This is a genomic window from Oleiphilus sp. HI0123 (assembly GCF_001635315.1).
Map to the genome: position 1 here is coordinate 1 of NZ_LWGE01000025.1, position 20418 is coordinate 20418.

The 20418-nt window shown below is 44.3% G+C and carries 18 protein-coding genes and 1 other RNA gene; 15 read left to right on the top strand and 4 right to left on the bottom strand.

Going from position 1 to position 20418, the window contains the following annotated elements:
* The first annotated feature begins 185 nt into the window (after positions 1-185).
* Entirely contained in the window at positions 186-728 is a 543-nt protein-coding gene (locus tag A3761_RS00280) for a hypothetical protein (protein WP_068514739.1), read from the top strand.
* Positions 729-742: 14 nt separating this feature from the next.
* On the opposite strand, the gene dsbD is transcribed toward A3761_RS00280, so the two are convergent.
* On the bottom strand, positions 743-2626 hold the full coding sequence (dsbD, locus tag A3761_RS00285; protein ID WP_068514744.1) for a protein-disulfide reductase DsbD: 1884 nt from the start codon (positions 2624-2626) through the stop codon (positions 743-745).
* A 221-nt stretch (positions 2627-2847) separates the two neighbouring features.
* Here dsbD and A3761_RS00290 point away from each other — a divergent pair, with 221 nt between their 5' ends.
* The 5 genes from A3761_RS00290 to A3761_RS00310 all read left to right on the top strand — a co-directional run bounded on the left by A3761_RS00290 (position 2848) and on the right by A3761_RS00310 (position 8065).
* Positions 2848-3453: an elongation factor P hydroxylase gene (locus A3761_RS00290; RefSeq protein ID WP_082865405.1), complete on the top strand. Its 606-nt coding sequence runs from the start codon at positions 2848-2850 to the stop codon at positions 3451-3453.
* A 112-nt stretch (positions 3454-3565) separates the two neighbouring features.
* Positions 3566-5002 carry an ATP-dependent RNA helicase RhlB gene (gene rhlB / locus A3761_RS00295; protein ID WP_082865404.1) on the top strand — a complete coding sequence of 479 codons (1437 nt, stop codon included), beginning with the start codon at positions 3566-3568 and terminating at the stop codon, positions 5000-5002.
* A gap of 26 nt (positions 5003-5028) precedes the next feature.
* Positions 5029-6162, top strand: a complete 1134-nt coding sequence (pdxB, locus tag A3761_RS00300) for a 4-phosphoerythronate dehydrogenase PdxB (protein ID WP_068514747.1) — start codon at positions 5029-5031, stop codon at positions 6160-6162.
* A gap of 36 nt (positions 6163-6198) precedes the next feature.
* On the top strand, positions 6199-6891 hold the full coding sequence (locus A3761_RS00305; RefSeq protein ID WP_068514750.1) for a flagellar brake protein: 693 nt from the start codon (positions 6199-6201) through the stop codon (positions 6889-6891).
* A 4-nt stretch (positions 6892-6895) separates the two neighbouring features.
* A complete protein-coding gene (locus A3761_RS00310; protein WP_068514798.1) occupies positions 6896-8065 on the top strand; it encodes an ATP-NAD kinase family protein in 1170 nt (389 codons plus the stop codon).
* Positions 8066-8177: 112 nt separating this feature from the next.
* Here A3761_RS00310 and A3761_RS00315 read toward each other — a convergent pair whose 3' ends face one another.
* Both A3761_RS00315 and A3761_RS00320 read right to left on the bottom strand, forming a co-directional pair.
* Complete coding sequence (locus A3761_RS00315) at positions 8178-8627, bottom strand: hypothetical protein (protein WP_068513932.1); 450 nt, start codon at positions 8625-8627, stop codon at positions 8178-8180.
* A gap of 14 nt (positions 8628-8641) precedes the next feature.
* Positions 8642-9871 carry a pyridoxal phosphate-dependent aminotransferase gene (locus A3761_RS00320; protein WP_068514753.1) on the bottom strand — a complete coding sequence of 410 codons (1230 nt, stop codon included), beginning with the start codon at positions 9869-9871 and terminating at the stop codon, positions 8642-8644.
* A 278-nt stretch (positions 9872-10149) separates the two neighbouring features.
* Between A3761_RS00320 and A3761_RS00325 the strand changes: the two genes are divergently transcribed.
* Both A3761_RS00325 and A3761_RS00330 read left to right on the top strand, forming a co-directional pair.
* A complete protein-coding gene (locus tag A3761_RS00325; RefSeq protein WP_068514756.1) occupies positions 10150-10737 on the top strand; it encodes a heme-binding beta-barrel domain-containing protein in 588 nt (195 codons plus the stop codon).
* 120 nt (positions 10738-10857) lie between these two features.
* Entirely contained in the window at positions 10858-12900 is a 2043-nt protein-coding gene (locus A3761_RS00330) for an NADPH-dependent 2,4-dienoyl-CoA reductase (RefSeq protein ID WP_068514757.1), read from the top strand.
* Positions 12901-12922: 22 nt separating this feature from the next.
* On the opposite strand, the gene A3761_RS00335 is transcribed toward A3761_RS00330, so the two are convergent.
* The gene (locus A3761_RS00335) at positions 12923-14776 is read right to left on the bottom strand and encodes a bifunctional diguanylate cyclase/phosphodiesterase (protein ID WP_068553532.1); all 1854 of its coding nucleotides are present in this window, start codon (positions 14774-14776) and stop codon (positions 12923-12925) included.
* Between the two features lie 382 nt (positions 14777-15158).
* On the opposite strand from A3761_RS00335, the gene ffs reads away from it, so the two are divergent.
* The 7 genes from ffs (at position 15159) to A3761_RS00370 (ending at position 20301) form a co-directional block, all read left to right on the top strand.
* Positions 15159-15255: signal recognition particle sRNA small type (gene ffs / locus A3761_RS00340), an RNA gene on the top strand.
* Between the two features lie 213 nt (positions 15256-15468).
* Positions 15469-17364: a DNA polymerase III subunit gamma/tau gene (gene dnaX, locus A3761_RS00345; protein WP_068566162.1), complete on the top strand. Its 1896-nt coding sequence runs from the start codon at positions 15469-15471 to the stop codon at positions 17362-17364.
* A 64-nt stretch (positions 17365-17428) separates the two neighbouring features.
* Positions 17429-17755, top strand: a complete 327-nt coding sequence (locus A3761_RS00350; protein ID WP_068507357.1) for a YbaB/EbfC family nucleoid-associated protein — start codon at positions 17429-17431, stop codon at positions 17753-17755.
* 38 nt (positions 17756-17793) lie between these two features.
* Positions 17794-18402 carry a recombination mediator RecR gene (recR, locus tag A3761_RS00355; protein WP_068514766.1) on the top strand — a complete coding sequence of 203 codons (609 nt, stop codon included), beginning with the start codon at positions 17794-17796 and terminating at the stop codon, positions 18400-18402.
* A 4-nt stretch (positions 18403-18406) separates the two neighbouring features.
* On the top strand, positions 18407-19519 hold the full coding sequence (gene rnd / locus A3761_RS00360) for a ribonuclease D (protein ID WP_068553499.1): 1113 nt from the start codon (positions 18407-18409) through the stop codon (positions 19517-19519).
* Positions 19520-19527: 8 nt separating this feature from the next.
* Positions 19528-19839, top strand: coding sequence for a YcgL domain-containing protein (locus A3761_RS00365; protein ID WP_068514773.1), 312 nt, complete (start codon positions 19528-19530; stop codon positions 19837-19839).
* Positions 19840-19863: 24 nt separating this feature from the next.
* Positions 19864-20301, top strand: coding sequence for a YcgN family cysteine cluster protein (locus A3761_RS00370; RefSeq protein WP_082865207.1), 438 nt, complete (start codon positions 19864-19866; stop codon positions 20299-20301).
* Positions 20302-20418 lie beyond the last annotated feature (117 nt).

Genomic DNA, 20418 nt, shown 5'->3' on the forward strand with positions numbered 1-20418 from the left:
GAAGTTTCTAGACGGTGCAGGTGTGGCCTATGAGATCGTTCGTTCGCGTGGGCAGACCTATGACCTGTTGAGCATGACGCACTTTAATCAGTATTTCAGCATCAATGGTGAGAGTCCGGCTCCTTCGTTGGCTAAATAGTTTTCTGATTCGGTTAGTACAAATAAAAGAAAGGAGTTGCAGTTATATGCGTGATAATGAAGTAATCAAATGTATTCAGGACTTATTCTTTCAGTCGTGTAAAGACTTGTTTGAAAACCTGGATTGCAATGTAGGCTTGATGGTAGATAAACCTGAGCGCCTTGAAAATTGCCCTATTGCTTGCATTGACGGCGGTTCATCAGATATCGAATTCAAAATCGCTTTGGAGCTTCCTTTGCCTGTACTGGCCTTAACTTACCCAGTGGGTGAGGGGATTACCAAAGTTGAAGAGGACCGCTTGGAAGACTGGATTTCTGAGCTTTCAAACCAGTTGATTGGTCGTTTAAAAACTAAGTTGATAGCGCATGAGTGCTTTATCAGTATTGGTTTTCCGGCCACTTTTTTTGGTGTTAATGTCGATGACTTATTAGCTGAAAACAGTACGATCGATTCATATTATTTTGATATTGATCGTGAAGTTGCAGGATGCAGTATTTCTATTGAGGTATATGATGAAGCCTTATCATTCTGCTTGGAGGCAAATAGCCATGAAGAAGACCAAAATGAAGGTGAGTTAGAACTTTTCTAATATTGCGCTTCAATTTATTGTCTTACCAGCGCCTGCCCCAGGTGCTGATCGAAGCCATTGGCACTAATTTCCCCTACGATTCTCAGATCCTTGATTTCTTTGCCTTTTTTATCAAACAGCAGGATAGATGGTGGGCCGAAGAGGCCAAACCTTTCCAGTAGTGCCTTATTTTCATCTGTATTGTCGGTCACGTCTGCCTTAACGAGATAAAATTGACGTAGCTTGCTGTCGATATTAACAAGCGGAAAAACCTCATTCTCCATTACCTTACAGCTGATACACCAGTCGGCGTAAAAATCTACCAATAGAGCTTGGCCGTTTTGCTTTGCAATGGCGAGATGTTGTTCAAGCCCGGTATTCGAATAAATAGTATTGAAAGGGAGCTTGTTAGGTTTCTGTGTGTTGGTTTGCTGGTTGCTAATCAGAGTTTCCAGGGGGTTGAGTGGGTTTGTGGCTTGAGTAAGTGAGCCAATAAATAATAATGCGGCGTATAAGGCCAGGAGCAAGCCTAAACCTTTAGAGACTCTTTCTATTCCAGGCTTAGCTGCATCAAAAGCACCCATCTGGCTTGCTGTTAGGCCGCATAACAACGCCCATAAAAATAGCGAAACTGACTCAGGGATAACACGGCTAATGAGCCAGATTGCCACGGCAATTAGCATTATGCCGAAAGCGTATTTTACTTTGTCCATCCAGGCGCCGGCTTTAGGGAAGAACTTACCGCCACCTATAGCGATCAGGATTAATGGCACACCCATACCCAAGCCCAGAGCAAATAATGAAAGGCCTCCGATAACTGCGTCTGCTGTACTGCTTATATAAAGTAACGCACCTGCGAGCGGGGCTGAGACACACGGTGAAACAATTAGTGCTGATAGTGCACCGATAAAGAATACGCTGGTGATATGCCCACCATTAAGGTTTTGGCTGGTGGTATTGAGGCGGTCTCTTAAGAAAGCGGGGAGTTGCAGCTCGTAAAGGCCGAACATAGCTAAGGCAAGCAAAATAAATATTGCCGAAAATACGCTTAATACAATTGGGTCTTGCAGGGCTGCCTGTACATTGGCTCCCGCACCGAGCAGTCCTGTCACCACGCCTGCTGCAGCATAGGTTGCCGCCATACCGATAACGTAGGCTAGGGAAAGCATAAAGGATTTACCGACCGTTGGCTTTTGCTGGCCAGCAATAATGCTGGTAATAATCGGGATCATTGGAAACACGCAAGGTGTAAAGGTCAATCCGATCCCGAGTAAAAAGAATATTCCTACAATCGCCAGCAGGCTACTGTTCTGAATAAAGCTAAAGACGCCCGCAGCGTTTTCAAAGTCTGGGCTTTCTTGAGATGAAGGCGTTTGTTGCTGGTTGGGAGCTTGAAGCTTGTTGCTAGTTGTGTCGCTATTACTTTTTTGCGCTACATATAAGACCTTTTCGTGCTTTGGTGGGTAGCACAAGCCTGCATCTGCACAGCCTTGGGAGCTTATTTTAATCTCGACATCACTTAGTGAAGCATCGACGTCAATAGGAAGAGCAATTTCAACGTGCTTATAGAACGCATGAACCAAGCCAAAGTAATCATCCTGTTTAGGCTTTCCCTGGCTAGAAAATTCGGGAGGGCCAAGCTTTACCAGAGGTTCTAATGACTTATCGACAAGGCGGAATTTGAAGCGTTCTTTGTATAAATAGTAGCCGTCAGCTATTTCCCAAGACAGCTTTAAACCATTGTCTGTAGGCGATGAGCGAAATTTGAATGCCTCATCAACCTTTAGGAACTCATTCTGGCTTGATTCAAATAATCCCTTGCTATCTGAGCTAGAAAAACTAGTACCGCCAGAGGAATATGCGTCGGAGGTGAATGTTCCAAGAGTTAGGTAGATAATAACTAATAGGATATTTCTCATACTGGTTCAAAACCTTGCGATTGCATATATTGCACTTTAGATATAAATCTACTGTGTTGGTTCAATCAAAACTGTTAAATAGAACGATAAGAGGCAATAGATTTGTATAAATTCGTAATCATGCCATTATAAGTCGCTTTTGTGGGCTTGAAGATTAATATTCGATTAGATATTCCCAGGCTGCAAAAGTTTGATTGGTCGTAAGAAGGATTGTTAATCCGGTGGTAAATACTGAACAACAGCGCACCCAGTCCAGCTGTGAAAATAAGCTCGTTGATACAGCATTTGCTGATGTCACAGAATTAGTTAGAATTTTCAATAACTTGTTTATAACTCTCGAAGGTACTGAGTTGGTGGTGGGGGCTGATGAACCTCTCTATCTGCCAGCCTCGGAGACGGGTGGTTTATGCCAGGTTATTTCAAGGTTTGATTACTTCTCAAGCGCATTACATGAAATTAGTCATTGGTGTATTGCGGGTAAAGAGCGGCGCAAGTTAATTGATTTTGGTTATTGGTATGAGCCAGATGGGCGCAGTGACCAACAGCAACGCGAATTTGAGAAAGTCGAGATTAAGCCGCAGGCGCTTGAGTGGATTATGACGGAAGCTTGTGGAATGCGCTTTCGTTTGAGTGTCGATAATATTGCTCAGCCAGATGTTGGGGCGAGTAAAGAGTTTATCTGTGAGGTGGCTCAGCAGGCGGCTGACTACATAGAAAATGGCTTACCTGAAAGAGCTAACTTATTTGTTCAAGCTTTGCTAAGTCACTATCGGCCTGATTGTCGGTGCCTGGAAAGTGACGCATTTTCACTTGATAGGCTAAGCTAATGACAGTTTTAAGCAAATTAGCGGCTAATTAGGTGTATTCCGCTTGCAAGGCAGGGTTAGGGGGCATAAGCTCTCAGGTCAATATTTTAAGTGTTACTAGAGTGTATTCTAAATGAAGTTAAGTGGTTTTTTTGGTAAGAAAAAGCAAGACGAGTCGAATAAGGCACAAGGTGCCTCGACCAAAACTAACAAGCCTGCTTCGGCAAAAGAAGGGGGCGCCAATAAACCTCAAGCAAAGAAACACCCAAAACCTGAAACAGCAGGTAAGCCTCAACACAAAGGTGGCAAGAAAGGAAGCGCTCAAGCTAATGTACAAGAACAAGGGGCGAGTGTAGCGCCAAAAAAACAGGCTTGGAGTGCTGAGCAATATGTCGTAGCGCCCGAGGAAGGCAAGACCCGCTTTCACGATTTAGGTTTGCAGAATGACTTATTGCATGGCATCGCTGATCTGAAATATGAATATTGCAGCGACATTCAGGCAGAATCTTTGCCCCACACCTTAAAAGGCTATGACGCCATCGGCAAGGCTGCTACGGGTACCGGCAAAACGGCTGCCTTCCTGATTACCATTATTAATGACTTGCTATCTCGACCAGTGCCAAAAGGTGATCGTTATGCAAGCGAGCCTCGAGCACTGATTATTGCGCCAACACGAGAGCTGGCGCTGCAGATAGAGAAAGATGCTGTTGCCTTGACTAAACACATGGATATGTCGATTTATTCCGTACTGGGTGGCATCGACTACCAAAAGCAAAAAGACTATGTGCGCAATACCGTTATCGATATTCTGGTTGCAACACCTGGGCGCCTGATCGATTTCCTCAACAGCAATGACTTGTACCTGGATCAGATCGACTTTTTGGTTATTGATGAAGCTGACCGTATGTTGGATATGGGCTTCATTCCTGATGTTAAGCGTATCATTAGTAAGTGCCCAAGAGAGGATAATCGTCAGACCTTATTGTTTAGCGCGACCTTTAGTGATGATGTGCTGAACTTGGCAAACCGCTGGACGGTTAACCCTGTTTTCATTGAAATTGAAGCCGAGCAGCTGACGACTGATAAAGTCGAGCAGAAGATATTTATGGTGCCTACCGATGAAAAGCTGGAAATAATTTGCCGCTACATTGAGGAAAACGATGTTAAGAAGGCCATTATCTTCGGTAATCGTCGTGATGAAACGCGTCGCCTTGAAGCTGAGTTGAAATCTAAAGGTGTTAAAGCTGCGCTGTTATCGGGTGAAGTTCCCCAGCATAAACGCATCAGAACACTTGATCAGTTTAAAAATGGCAAAATAGAAATCTTGGTTGCAACTGACGTGGCAGGGCGCGGTATACACGTTGATGGCGTGAGTCATGTATTCAACTATAACCTTCCTGAAGACGCTGAAGATTATGTTCATAGAATCGGTCGAACAGGACGTGCAGGTGAAAAAGGAATCTCTATTTCCTTCGCCTGTGAAGACGATGCCTTCCTGCTTCCAGAGATAGAAAAGTACATTGGTATGAAACTTCCATGTGAATATCCTGCACACCTGGTTGGAAAATAAATTAATAAGACGGTTTTGTTTGAAGAATGAAAATTGTTGCTGATGAAAATATCCCCTTACTCACACGTTTTTTTGGTGATTTAGGTGACATTGTTAAGTTGCCCGGGCGGGAGATTAAGGCGGAACATTTGAGTGATGCAGATTTCTTGATAGTACGCTCAGTAACCAAAGTAAACCGTGAGCTTTTAGAAAACAGTTCAGTTAAGTTTGTTGGAACATGCACCATCGGTATTGATCATATTGATACTGATTACCTTGATCAGCAGGGCATTCGCTACTGTAATGCGCCTGGCTGTAATGCTAACTCTGTTGTTGAGTATGTTTTAAGTTGCTTATCAATTCTAACCGAAACTCATTCGCTCGATTTAGGCTCGGTAACAGTCGGTATTGTGGGTTATGGCAATGTTGGTAGCTTACTTGCTGCGCGCTTGGAGAAGCTGGGAATCAAGTTTAAAGCCTGTGACCCGTTTTTGGATGATGATTCACTTGTATCATTTGAAGAAGTGATGCGCTGCGACCTGATATCACTTCATGTGCCCTTAAGTAAAGAAGGTACGCATCCAACCTACCATATGATCGATAAGCAGGTGCTTGAAAGCTTGCAGCCAGAGCAAATTCTGATTAATTCGAGTCGGGGGCCGGTTATCGATAATGATGACCTGAATGACTTCCTAGATCATCAGCCACAGTTTACCGCTATCCTTGACGTGTGGGAGAGAGAGCCTGAGCTTAATGTCGAATTGGCTCGCAAAGTCTTTATTGGTACGCCGCATATTGCCGGCTATAGTTTTGACGGTAAGGTCTTGGGGACTGAAATGGTTTACCGGGCCTTATGCCAGTTTTTAGGTTTACCATCTCGCCACTCTTCTGGGCAATTCTTAGAAGAGCCGCCTTTGTCTAAAATGGCCTTTACTTCAAATGCAGATGTTGATTGGTCTATTCATACTGCAATTCGAGCCTGCTTTGATGTGCGTCATGACCATAGTTTACTGCAAGCCAGCTTACGCTTACCTGATGAAGAGCGATGGCAGGCCTTTGACCGCTTCCGAAAGAACTACCGCTGCCGGCGCGAGTTTTCAGGTGTAAAGATTCAATTGAAGAAAGTTAACTCAGAATTGCTAAGTAAGTTTAAGTCTTTAGGTTTTAATGTTAAGTCCTAAAATTGATACCTTAATAATGATAATAAGAGGTTAAGTGTGGCTGAGAAGCTTGATGATTCCCAAGATAGGCCAGTTGCGTCTTTTGCGAACTTAGGTTTATCAATTGGGGCGGCCGTCACTTTAGAAACAATTTCTCCTGCACGTAAGTATCAGGTAAACCTAATTGGTTTTGTTGAAAATCGTAGCATATTAATTTCTTCTCCCTTGAGAGAAGGTAAAGAAGTGCTTCTGGACAAAGACAGTACAGTGGCCGTTCGGCTTTTGGTGGGTAAGCAAGTCTGTGCTTTTGAAACTCGTGTCGCCTATCGTTCAATTCAGCCTTATAGCTATTATCACTTGGTTTATCCTGAAGAAATTACCGCGCTCCAGATTCGTAACTCTGAACGTGTCACGACAAATATTGAGGCTGAAATAGATAGCGACTTCGATATTTTTGGTGAATGGCCTAAACCTGCTTATATTGATAACTTAAGCAAAACTGGTGCAAGAATGTCTTCTCCCCAGTCATTGGGTGAAAAGGGGCATGAGCTTTTGGTGTCTTTTGAGCTGAGTGCGAGCGGTGTGACTAAGAGAATTTGCCTTCCGAGTATTATCCGCAATATAGAGCTAAATACCGATGAAGAAGTTGGTGAGGAAGGTCGCTATATTGTCGGTATTCAGTTTGTGAACCTGACTGATGAGTATGTGTTAACACTTTCCAGCTACATTTACGAAAATGAACGAAGATAAGGCAATGAGCCAAGCAAGTTTTACTTTTGGTTTGGTGCTTAACCCTCTAGCTGGAATGGGTGGGCCGGCTGCGCTTAAAGGTAGTGATGCAGCATCTACCACAGAAATAGCGATTTCCAGAGGCGTAGAGGCCAAGGCGGCCGATAGGCTAAGAGCGGTTTTAGTCGGTCTGAAAGATTTAGTTTTGCAGGGTAGATTGGCTTCAGTATCATTTTTGTGTGCAGGTGGACAGATGGGCGGAGATATCTGTTCAGAGTTTGCAGATGTCTTTGATATCGAGGTTTTGTTCCAGCCTCCTGAATTAACTCGAGCTGACGATACGCGTGCAGCCGCAGCCGAGATTATGAAACGCTCAATAGATATCCTGTTGTTTGTCGGCGGTGATGGTACTGCGCGTGATATCTACACGGTGATTGGTGATCAGCAGTGCGCTTTAGGGATTCCGGCAGGTGTAAAGATGCATTCTGGCGTATTTGCGGTAACACCTAAGGCGGTGGTTTCGGTGGTAGAAAGTATGGCGAGTCATCGTTTAGTGTCAGCCCGTATGGCAGACGTGAGAGATATTGATGAGGATGCTTTTGCCAAGGGGCTGGTTAAGACTCAGCATTTTGGTGAAATGCTGATACCGGACGATCAGCTTCTGGTTCAGTCGGTTAAATGTTCGGGCATGCTGGATGATGAGTTGATGCTTGAAGAGCTTTGCTCATTTATGAGTGAAGAATTAGAAGATGATACTTTGTATGTCCTCGGCTCAGGCGGCACCTTACAGCACTTGAAGGAAATGATCGGTTTGGAGCAGCCAACATTGCTGGGTGTTGATGTGTGTTTCTTTGATGGTGTAAATGTCACGCTTATCGCGAATGACGTTCATGAGGCTCAGCTATTTGAATTGCTGCAACAATATCCCAGGGTAAAGGTGATTCTCTCTGTTATAGGTGGGCAGGGGATTGTTTTAGGGCGTGGTAATCAACAAATTAGTCCACGAGTTCTTCGGCAGGCCGGTCTCGGTAACCTTCAGTTTATTTCGACTCAAGAAAAAATTAGAGCCCTTAATGGTCGGGCTTTGCATGTTGATAGCGGTTGTGACGAACTTGATAAGCAGTTATCTGGCTTTCATAAAATAATATGTGGCTATGATGATGCACTTATGTACGAGATTAGTTATTTGTCTTAAAAATATAAAAGGAATTAGGTGCACGACCCTGATGTTATTACCCCTCAGTGCCAGCTTCAGGCGGGGCTTTTGACAGCGCTAGATCGTTGTGTGCGGAAAGGGTTGTGGTCTGTTAGTTATCAGAGTATTTGTGAATCAGATGTTGCATGGCTATCGCGAGCTGGCTTGAGGTGCCATGCTTCATAATATGATTGAGTGTATCGATATTCGGCAAGCCCTTCAGGCCTTCAATGATTGGATGAATTTGCTCAGTTAAGACATTAATTTGCTGGTCGTGGCAGATGCTGGACATCAGCTTAAGACCCTTTGAAGTTAGGGTCGCCTGATCAATAGCTTCTTGCTTAAGAGTGCTTTCAAACTTAATGAAGCGCTCTTGCTCGAGCCAAAGCATAGCGCCAAAACAACTTTGAAAACGATCGCTATGTAAACCGTACTCATCAGCTTGGTCTGGGCCTGAGATATCCTCGACGAAGACGTTGCTCTTCATCGGGAAACTCATATACAGTTGCTTCAGAATTTTGGTGCAATCGAGAAAAAACTCTTCAATATGGATGCTGAACATTTAAATGGCTGACCCTAGTTCTCTTCAGGTAATTGTTCGTAAGTTTTTAGGAACAATTCAAAACGCTGAATTGCATCTTCCAGAACGTCTACCCGTGGAAGGAATACGAATCGGAAGTGCTGAGTATCACTGAGGTTAAAGCCTGTTCCGTGAACGATAAGAATACGCTGCTGTTTGAGCAAGTCCAAGACCAATTTTTCGTCGTTTACGATCGGGTAAATCTCAGGGTCTAGTTTAACAAAGAGGTAAAGCGCGCCATCAGGCTTGACGCATGAAACGCCCTTAATATCATTGAGCATTTTCCAGGCAAGCTCACGCTGCTCCCATAAGCGTCCGCCCGGAACGATTAGGTCATTGATACTTTGATAACCGCCCAAAGCGGTTTGAATCGCGTATTGAGCGGGTACATTACAGCAAAGTCGCATTGACGCGAGCATATCGATGCCGTCGATGAAATCTTCAGCATAATGCTTAGGACCGGTAATCATCATCCAGCCAGACCGGTAACCGGCTGCACGATGGGTCTTAGATAGGCCATTGTAGGTCAATGTAAGGACATCTGAAGACAGCGACGCAAGGGGTGTGTGAGTTGCGCCGTCATATAGAATTTTGTCGTAGATCTCGTCAGCTAATAGCATCAGCTTAAACTCTCGAGCAAGGTCGACCAACTCTTTCAGTAAGCTTTCAGGGTAAACCGAGCCGGTCGGGTTGTTCGGGTTAATGACGACAATTGCTTTGGTATTGTCGTTAATTTTACTGCGAATGTCCTCGACGCTTGGGTACCAGCTAGACTCCTCATCACATAGATAATGCACAGGCTTACCGCCACTTAGCGTTACAGCAGCCGTCCATAGAGGGTAGTCAGGTGAGGGGATTAACACTTCATCGCCGTCATTTAGCAGAGCCTGCATAGACATAACAATGAGCTCACTTGCGCCGTTGCCTAAATAGATATCTTCTATGTCAACATTGAGAATGTTTTTTGACTGATAATGCTGCATAACGGCTTTACGTGCAGAGTATAAGCCCTTTGAATCACTATAGCCTTGAGCGTTAGGCAAGTTACGAATGACGTCGGTTTGTATTTCTTCAGGTACGTCGAACTCAAAGGGCGCAGGGTTGCCAATGTTAAGCTTTAGGATTCGATGGCCTTCTTCTTCTAAACGCTTGGCTTCTCGCGCGACTTCCCCTCGAATGTCGTAACACACATTATCAAGTTTGGAAGATTTTTTGATGATTTTCATGACGCAAGAATCCATTAAATTAAGAAATTAAATAAGGCTATCTTTTTACTATAGATCCTATTCTAATAAATTACGCAAGATATGGAACGTAAATTATTAGTCTTACTGATATTTAAGCATAAAGCGCTCAGAACCCTGAGAAGTAGAGATGGCTTAGATCTAAATCAATTTCAGAGTCTTTATTTAGCTTGGCAGCACTAAAATTTCTCTAAAGCGCTTTAAAAACGACAATGAAAAAAGCATTATCCTATTAATAGAAAAATAGATTCGAGGTAGCTATGTCAGAATTCAAAGCAATTGATAACAAAGTTTTAGATGCCAAGCTTGTAGGGCCCTTAGCGCTGTTGCTGGGAAAGTGGCAAGGTGAAACAGGGATGGACATTGCACCGGAGCCCGACGGTGTTGAAGAAAACGCCTTCTATGAAACCTTGGAATTCAAACTCGTGGGTGATGTGAGTAATGCTGAAGAGCAAGACTTGGGCATTGTTCAGTACGAACAAATAGTTCGTCGCAAGCGCGATGACAAGCTAATTCATCATCAGCTAGGCTACTGGACTTGGGATGCTGAGAGCCAAACCATTTGTAATGGCTTTACGATTCCTCGTCGTGTCTCTCTGCTCGCTGGCGGTACAGTTGAATACATCAATAATAAGATGATTATTTTTGTTGAAGCAGAAAATGGCAGCGATACCTGGGGCATTACTGAAGCGGCGTTTATGAGGGAAAAAGCAAATACCAAGTCCTTCAGTCAAACATTGGAAGTGGAGGGGGATCGCTTGCATTATCAGCAAACAACTGTGGTTGATATCTATGGTGAGAGTGGCTTCGAACATACCGATGAAAATACCCTAACCAAGATATCTTAATCTGATCACTTTCTACCGTATCAAGTATTACTCCATGCCCGCGAAACTCCTTAAGAAGGGAGTTTCAAATTGGCCTAAAACGCTTTAGACTTGCACAAAATTTTTCTGCCGAGGCTCCTTATGAATCCCCATTATCCTAACTTGCTAGCCCCTCTCGATCTTGGTTTTACGACTCTAAAGAACCGCGTCATTATGGGTTCTATGCACACGGGCTTGGAAGACCGTTTTTATCATATCGATAAGCTGGCGGCTTTCTTTGCTGAAAGAGCTCGGGGTGGGGTGGGCCTGATGATTACGGGCGGTTTCTCTCCAAACCGCCGTGGTGAGCTTTTGCCTTTGGGCTCTAGAATGGATAATAAACTAACGGCTTTATTGCATCGTCGCGTTACCTCTGCAGTACATAACGAAGGCGGCAAGATATGTATGCAGCTTTTGCACGCTGGTCGTTATGGCTATACGCCTTACAGTGTTTCAGCAACAAATAAAAAATCCCCGATCACGCCTTTTAAACCGAGTAAGCTAAGCTCGAAGCAAATTGAGTCAACCATCAATGACTATGCTAATGCGGCCAAGATGGCACAGTTTGCTAATTATGATGGTATTGAGATCATGGCATCAGAAGGTTATTTGATTAACCAATTCTTGGCTGAACGAGTCAATACACGAACTGATAAATGGGGCGGCTCTGCAGAAAACCGCATGCGCTTTGCTATCGAAACAGTACGTCGTGTACGTGAGGCGGTTGGCGAGAAATTTATTATCGTTTACCGAATGTCGTTGATGGACTTAGTTGACGGCGGTCAGAGTTGGGATGAAATTGAGGTCTTGGCTAAAGAGATTGAAGCAGCTGGTGCTACCATTATTAACACTGGTATTGGTTGGCACGAAGCGCGTATCCCGACAATTGTTACCTCTGTGCCGCGTGCTGCATTTAGTTTTGCGACAGAAAAGCTTCGTAAGACAGTTTCAATTCCTGTGTGTGCTAGTAACAGAATTAATACGCCTGAGATTGCAGAAGATATTATCGAAAAGGGTGAGGCAGATTTAGTCTCTATGGCACGCCCTTTACTGGCTGACCCTTTCTTCGTATCGAAAGCCGAGGCGGGCAAAGGCGATGAAATCAATACTTGTATTGCATGTAATCAGGCATGTTTGGATCACACTTTTCAGATGAAAAGGGCGTCGTGCTTGGTGAATCCTCGAGCTTGTCATGAAACTGAGTTGAAATATTTGCCGACTCAGGACAAGAAGCGAGTTGCGGTTATCGGTGCGGGGCCAGCAGGCATGTCTGCTTCAACGGTATTGGCTGAGCGGGGTCATCAGGTGAGTTTGTTTGATGCAAGCGACAAGATTGGCGGGCAGTTTAACATTGCCAAGCAAGTGCCGGGCAAAGATGACTTTAATGAGACCATGCGCTACTTCGGTAAGATGATTGAAAAGTATGGCGTTGACCTTCGTTTGAATACTTGGGTTGAAGCCGAAGACCTCATCAAAGAGGGGTTTGATGAGGTGATTGTCGCCACGGGTATTTCTCCTCGAACGCCTCCAATTCCTGGTGTTGAACATCAAAAGGTTATGAGTTATCTGGATGTTTTGCGTGATAAAAAGCCTGTTGGTGAGAAAGTAGCCATAATTGGTGCAGGCGGTATTGGTTTTGATGTTGGTGAGTTCCTAGTTCATAAGCACGGAGAAACGCCAGAGGCCGAAAAGCAGCAGTGGTATAAAGAGTGGGGGGTTGATACGCAGCTGAACAATCGTGCAGGCCTAATTGATCCTCAGGTCTCTGCCCCAGAGCGTGAGGTGTTCCTGCTACAAAGAAAAGAGAGTGCTCTAGGTAAGAATCTAGGCAAGACTTCTGGTTGGGTTCATCGAGCTGTGCTTAAGCAAAAGCATGTCACCATGATTCCTGGTTGTCAGTATGATCAGATTGATGACGAAGGCTTGCACATCACAGTGAACGGTAAGTCCCGCACTTTAGAGGTAGATAACGTGATTTTGTGTGCAGGACAGGACTCAAATCGTAAGTTGGCAGATGCTTTGTTGGAAGCGGGTGCTGAGGGTAAAGGGATGAAGGTTCATGTTATCGGTGGTGCAGACCTCGCAGCTGAGCTGGATGCAAAACGAGCCATTGACCAAGGTTCCCGTTTGGCCGCTGAAATTTAATCTCTATAGAGGCTTTTATAAACTAGGCTGCCTTAACCCAATTGATGAAGTCTGACTGATTCATCGGTTTTGCAAAAAGGTAGCCTTGAACTCCTTTTACATCCTTCTTACGCAGTACTTCAAGCTGTGTTGGTTGTTCAATTCCTTCGGCAATAACTTCAAAGTGGAAGTGTTTCGATAGTGCGATAACGGTATCTATCACTCCGTGTGTCGACGGTTCATCAGACAAGGTGCTGATAAAGCTTTTATCAATTTTGATTTCGTTCACAGGCAGGCTGTTTAGATAGGACAGTGAAGAGTAGCCCGTGCCAAAGTCGTCAATAGATATCTTGAAGCCTTTTTGCCTCAACTCATCAAGGATAGAAACGGTTTGTTCCAGGTCCTCTATTAACATCCCTTCCGTTATTTCCAACATAAAATATCCCGGGGAAAGCTCGTAGTGCTCCAGTGTGCGAATCAAGTTCATTGGTAGTGTGTTGGACTTAAGCTGGGAAGGGCAGATATTTACCGATATGCGAAAGTTATCTTTGAGTAAGTCTAAGCGCTTCAACTGACAAAGTGTTTCGCAAGCTTCGGTTAGCATTGCTTCCTGCATTTTATCCATAGCGCCCATGCGTTCGGCAACGGGGATAAAATCATTCGGGTAGATTAGGCCTCTTTCAGGGTGATGCCAGCGAATTAAAGCTTCTGCGGCAATTAGTTTTCCATTCAAATCTACTTGAGGTTGATAATGGGCGTGGAAGGCAAAGTGCTCCAGCGCATCATTGATTTCCCCTTCAACACGTAGGCGGTGATCAATGGACTCCTGAAGCACATCATTATGGAAGCATATTTTTTTGTGGGGAGTCTTTTTCGCTTCATACATAGCGGCATCGGCGTGCTTAAGCACTTCTATTGCATCGCAATCGAATTCGTTGATGACTGCTATGCCGATGCTCGCGTCGATACGGTAACGTCGGTCTGATAATTCAAAGTGTTTTTCAAGGTCTTTAAGGCTTCGTTGGGCAACTTGAAGAGCTTCTTGCTCTACTTGCTTGCGAGAGCTACTGAGGTCTTCAAGCAAAATAACAAACTCATCGCCACCAATCCTAGCGATGGTATCGACTTCTCTTATAGAGTTTTGAAGCCGCCGGGCCACGGATACCAGAAGTTTGTCACCCACATAATGGCCTAGGGAGTCATTGATTCGCTTGAAACCATTGAGGTCGATAAATATCAGGGCGCCAAAGAGGTGTTCTCGTTTAATCCTATCGATAACTTTCTGGGTTCTGTCCATCAAAAGTCGACGATTGGGGAGATTGGTTAGAGCATCGTAAAATGCAAGTTGTTCTATCTGGGTTTGAGCTTTTTGTTGCTGGGTTCGGAGGTTATGCTTCTCTAATGCAATGCTGGTTAGGTGAGTGAAGTGTTCCAGGATTTCTAAATGTGATTCATTTGGTCTTTGAATTTCAGGAAAATAGACAATGAATACTCCCTGGACCTCCTTTTGGGCCGAAAATATGGGAGTTGCCCAGCAGGCTTTAAGGTTTAGTGTTAGCGATAAATGAGCAAAATTTTGGCAATAAAACGTATTTTGCAGGTCTTCAATAATGATGGTTTCACCCGTCTGCGCTGCTATAGCACAGGGCATGCTATCGTGAGCGATCGGTATGCGGTCAACTTTTGAATGGAATAGCTCGGGTAGGCTGGGGGCTGCCAGTTGACGGAGCTCTTCATTCTCGATAATGAAAATAGCGGTCTTGATATGTTCGTCGACAAGGGCTTCGATATGAATAGCAATATCTTGGAGGCAGAGTTTTAAGTCTGCTTCCAGCGCAATTCTGCTTATTAGCGCAGTTTGGTGGGTCAGTAATGCTTGAAGCTGTTCATACCGCATGAAATACCTCTACAGCTAGCGGGTGAGAGATCTTAAATGTCCAACTTGCCAAGCATAATCGGGTTTGCACATTTCACCTGATTATAATTAAGTATTGAATCGATTAATTATTAGCCAGTTTTTTGCCTTATGCAAAGAAATAAAGGCCGTTATAGTTAAGTATTCTAAGTGGTAAATTATCAGCTTAATCCAGTTATTAGTGATTTGAGGCCAGTGTAGAAACAGCTGTTTTTACACTGGCCTCAAATATTGCATGTAAAAAACACCAATATTCGTTTGATACTCTCTTTTCATGCTTACTAAGCTTTGTTAGAATGCGCGCACTTTCCAGCAGTACTGCATTTCAATATGCCCATTTTGCTTGGAATGTTATGGTGACTTTCATTGGTTCCCACGCAATAATAAGCTGTTAACCTGGTCAGGCCCGGAAGGGAGCAGCCATAGCGGTGGATTTATGTGCCGAGGTGTAGCTGGTGGAAGTCATCACCTTAATTTTTCTTCCCTAGTTCTTCTTTCTGAATAGCTACTTCCTGTTGATCTAAGTCTTTAATAATCTCTATATTTGATTCCTTTGAGTCCGAGTGCTTGTGAATAGAAGCTATTTGGATGTGAAAACAAAGTCGTTTTAAGCCTCTTGTCAGTGTACTATAGCGTCTTAAGATTTTAATCGTTTACTTTGCTAAGATGATTTCATGAGTTATCAGGTACTTGCGCGTAAGTGGCGCCCCCAAAATTTCAAACAGATGGTTGGTCAAGAGCACGTTCTTAAGGCCTTGATTCATGCGCTTGAAAGTCAAAGGCTGCATCATGCTTATTTGTTCACCGGTACCCGGGGTGTCGGTAAAACGACAATTGGCCGTATTCTGGCGAAATGTCTAAGTTGTCATCAAGGTATTACTGCTGAACCCTGCGGTCAGTGCGGTGCTTGTACCAGTATTACTGAAGGCCGCTATGTTGATCTGATTGAAATCGATGCGGCCTCTCGAACCAAAGTAGAGGATATGCGTGAGCTTCTGGAAAATGTTCAGTATGCTCCCTCTGAAGGCCGCTTCAAGATATATCTGATTGATGAAGTTCATATGCTCTCGCAATCAAGTTTCAATGCTTTGTTGAAAACGCTCGAAGAACCTCCAGAGCATGTTAAGTTCTTGTTTGCGACAACCGACCCGCAAAAGCTTCCTGTAACGATTCTCTCGCGTTGCCTCCAGTTCAATCTGAAGAATATGTCGCCAGAACGCATTGTTGGGCACCTGCAGAATATCCTTGGTCAAGAGCAGGTTAGTTTTGAGGATATGGCTTTATGGGCGCTTGCCAGAGCTGCTGATGGCAGTATGCGTGATGCGCTTAGTCTGACTGATCAGGCTATAGCTTATGGAAACCATGCACTTACCGAGACTGGCGTTAGTGCAATGCTGGGGACGGTTGACCAGAAAAAGATCTATCGTATTCTGGATTGTTTGATTTCAAGAAATGCGGCAGCGATGCTTGACGAAATTAAAGCGCTCGCCGAATTTTCCCCAAATTATGCTTCAGTGTTAGCGACGATTGCAGAAGTGCTTCATCGTGTGGCTATCGAGCAGGCTGTTCCTGGCGCTTGTGATAACTCTATGGGTGATCAGGAGCACGTCGTTTCCTATGCTCGTAAGTTATGTGCCGAAGATGTTCAGCTTTTCTATCAAGTGGCCTTGGTTAGTCGTCAGGACTTGGCGATTACGCCTGACCCTAAATCTGGCCTTGAAATGGCCTTGCTCAGAATGCTTGCTTTCCAGTTAAGCCCTAGTGATCAGCTAGGAATTGATATTGTCACAGCGCCTGTAGGCAATGAAGTGCCGGTTGCTGAAGAGCAAACTGTGCAAAGTGCTCCGCTAGAGAATAATTTGTCTGAGGACGAAAGCAAAAAAAAAACACTTCTGAATAGTGAAGGTTTAAATGTTGAGGGTGTAGCACAAGTTGAACGGGCACCTGTTGAGACCTCTGAGTCGACTGCCAGCCGCTTACAAGAGCCTGTTGAAACGCAGAGCTTTGCAGAAACTGAGCAGCCTGTTACCAGCGTTGTTGAAAGTCCAGTTCAAGAACCTGTCTCGGAACCAGTGCCTGAACCTGATAAACAATCTACTTTGCGGAATGAGGAAAAATCTCCTATTGCAGAGAGTTCGTCTCAGGATCATGTAGAGAAAAGTGAGCTTGCCGCAGATGTCCTTTCAAGCGGATGGAATAAGCAGGTGACACAATTGGGTCTTAGCGGAATGACGCTTAATTTAATGCTTAACTCAGTGCTAGAAGAGAACCCGGACGGCTTGAATCTTTATTTTGAGGCTGGACACTTTCGTTTGCTAAATACAAGTCATGAAGGGCGGATTCGTGAATCATTGAGTAAAGAAGTGGCACAAGGGCGAAATATTACTTTCTTCGAGGGCTTAAAGCCCGAACACGAGTCGCCGATGATGTGGCGTGAACGCGTGAAAGCGGAAATGGGGGAGCAAGCAAAACTGAGTGTTGAAAATGACCCCTATGTCCAACAGATGATTAGAGAGTTTGATGGTGTGTTGATTGAAAATAGCATTAAAGCTTTAGGGCAGATTATTTAATAAAATATGATCGCGTGCAGTTGCCTTCTGAAGACGCTCTGCACAATAGTAAGTGGAGAAAAATATGATTGGTGGAAACTTGGGCGATATTATGAAGCAAGCCCAAAAAATGCAAGAAGAGCTTCAAAAGCAGCAAGAAGAAGCTGCGAATGCAGAAGTGATGGGTGAATCCGGTGCTGGCTTGGTGAAGGTTGTGATGAATGGTCGTCATGATGTTATTAAGGTTGAGCTAGATGACACTGTGTTGAGTGAAGATAAAGAGTTTTTGGAAGATTTACTTGCTGCAGCAGTAAATGATGCGGTAAGAAGGATCGAAGAAAAGAACAAAAATGCAATGTCAGGCTTAGCGGAAGGTATGGGCTTCCCTCCTGGCTTCAAAATGCCGTTCTAACGATCGACTTTTAATGCAATTGTGGATGAAATAAGAGTATGACTTTCGGTCCTGTTATTGATGAGCTGATTGAGTCACTAAGAGTTTTGCCTGGAGTAGGGCAGAAGTCTGCCCAGCGAATGGCTCTGTCGCTGTTGGATGAAAAACCCAATGGTGCCCAGCGTTTGGCTAATTCCTTGTCGCATGCTTTGGAAGCAGTAGGCGAGTGTGTGGGGTGTCGAACCTTAAGTGAAAGTGAGTATTGTCATATCTGTCAGGACGCTCAGCGGGAACACAACACTTTATGTGTTGTCGAATCTCCCTCTGATTTGATCGCGATTGAACAGACACATCAGTTTAAGGGTGTGTACTTCGTATTGAAAGGTAGCTTGTCACCACTTGATGGTAAAGGTCCTGCAGAGATCGGCATTCCAGCTTTAATGGATCGAGTCAGCTCATTGTCAGCCAAGGAAATAATATTGGCTACAAACCCAACCGTTGAAGGTGAAGCAACGGCTCATTACATTGCTGAAGTGTTTAGTGAGTCTGATGTACTCATTACGCGCTTAGCGCATGGTATTCCTCTAGGTGGGAATCTTGGTTATGTTGATGGTGGGACGCTTAGTCATGCCTTTTCCGGGCGCAAGCCTGTTATTGAAGAAGGTTGATTAAATGAGTGTCCAGATTATTAATGATGCAGCAGCGCTTACTGAGGCTATAAAGCTTTGTTTAAATGAAACTGTCGTTGCAATCGATACCGAATTTATGCGAACCAACACCTATTTCGCAGCACCGGGTCTCATACAGATTGCAGCAGGCGAGCACGTCTACCTGATTGACCCTTTGGAAGTAGATGATCTCAGTTTGTTAGCGCCTTTGCTAGAAAGTGAGTCAGTGGTCAAGGTCTTGCATTCGATGAGTGAAGATATTGAGCTTTTGTTTCATTCGACGGGTGCGCGCATCAAAGCCGCGTTTGATACCCAGTTGGCGGCAGCATTTTTGGGTTTAGGGCCGTCGCTTGGTTACCAAAAGCTTGTGCAAGAGGTGCTTGGGCATGAGCTAGACAAGTCTGAAACGCGCTCCGACTGGCTGCGTCGCCCTTTGTTTGATAGCCAGTTAGCTTATGCTGCGAAAGATGTTGAGTATTTGCTGACGCTTTATTCTGAGCTGCAGGCACAGCTTTCAGCCAAGTCTTTTATGGCAGCGGTATTAGAAGAAAGTGCTTCATTGGTTCAGCAGTTTTTTCAGTCTTGGGATGCACCAGAGAATGCTTATTTGAAGCTGCGTGGTGGCTGTGAGCTTAAAAAGGTGGATCAGTCTTTACTAAAAACGCTGGTTATGTGGCGTGATGACTTGGCACAATCAAAAAATATTCCTAAACCTTGGGTGTTTTCAGATACAAGTTTGATTCAAATTGCTGAAACACATCCAGAAGTTTTGTCTGACCTGAAGCGTATTAAAGATATTCAGCATAAATCTATTCGCCGCTATGGCGAGGAATTGTTGGAAATAATTGCGGAGTTTAGTGATTCAGAAATTGACTTACGCCCGATTGACCGACCGGTTAGAGGCCGGGAGCTGGATTATTACCAGAAGCTAAAAGCGATAGTCGCGCAGGTCGCCAAAGATTCGGGGATTGCTGTTCAGTTACTGGGCTCAAGAAAAATGTTAGAACGTGTTGTCATAAATGTTCGTCGGCATGGCGATAAAAGTTTGCCTAACGAGTATTTGGGATGGCGCAAGCCTTGGTTAGCAGAAAAAATGTCAAAGGCGCTAGGAATTTAGGAGAAATGATGACGCAATATACCTCGAGTACGAAACGATTTTGCTCGGTTTATAAGAGTAAAAAGAAGCAGGAAATGTACTTATACCTCGACCGAGCGGATGAACTGACTTCTTTGCCTGATGCACTGATGCAAATATTTGGGCAAGCTGAGCATGTGATGGATATGATACTCACGCCAGAAAAGAAATTGGCCCGTGCGGATGCTAAGAAAATTTTGGACGATATTGCTGAGAAAGGCTTTTATTTGCAGATGCCGCCAGCAAAAGACCCGGAAATGTTGGATTTATATAAGCCACCTAAAGATAGTTTGCACGGCTAAATTAATGACGGTGAGACGAGTCAATTGGCGGTAGATAAGTTTTTTTGGAAAGAAAAAGCCTTAGACCAGCTTTCGAAAGAAGAGTGGGAAGCTCTGTGTGATGGCTGTGGTAAGTGCTGTATGCATAAGCTCCAGGATGAAGACAGCGATGACTTGCTGTTTACCTGTATCAGCTGTGAATATCTGGATACGGATGCTTGTCAGTGTACTGTCTATTCCAAGCGAAACAATTATGTGCCTGACTGTCTTAACCTAAGTGTGACTGATTTACCTGAGGTCTCGGTATGGCTCCCTGAAACTTGTTCTTATCGTTTGCTATTTGAAGGGAAGCCGCTACCCCAGTGGCACCCCTTGATCGCGGGTAGCAAAATTATGATGCATGAAAATCACATTTCGGTGCGCTCAAAAGCAATCAGCGAAAGCCTGGTTTCAGAAGACGATTGGGAAGACTACATAATTTAGTTTGTTATGGCTGTCAGGCAGATGAACTACACTAAAAATTGCGAATTAATAATGAGATGGGCTCGCTCGATCTTGTTTAGTTGATATAGGCTTAAGGATAGATAGTTGGAAAGTTTT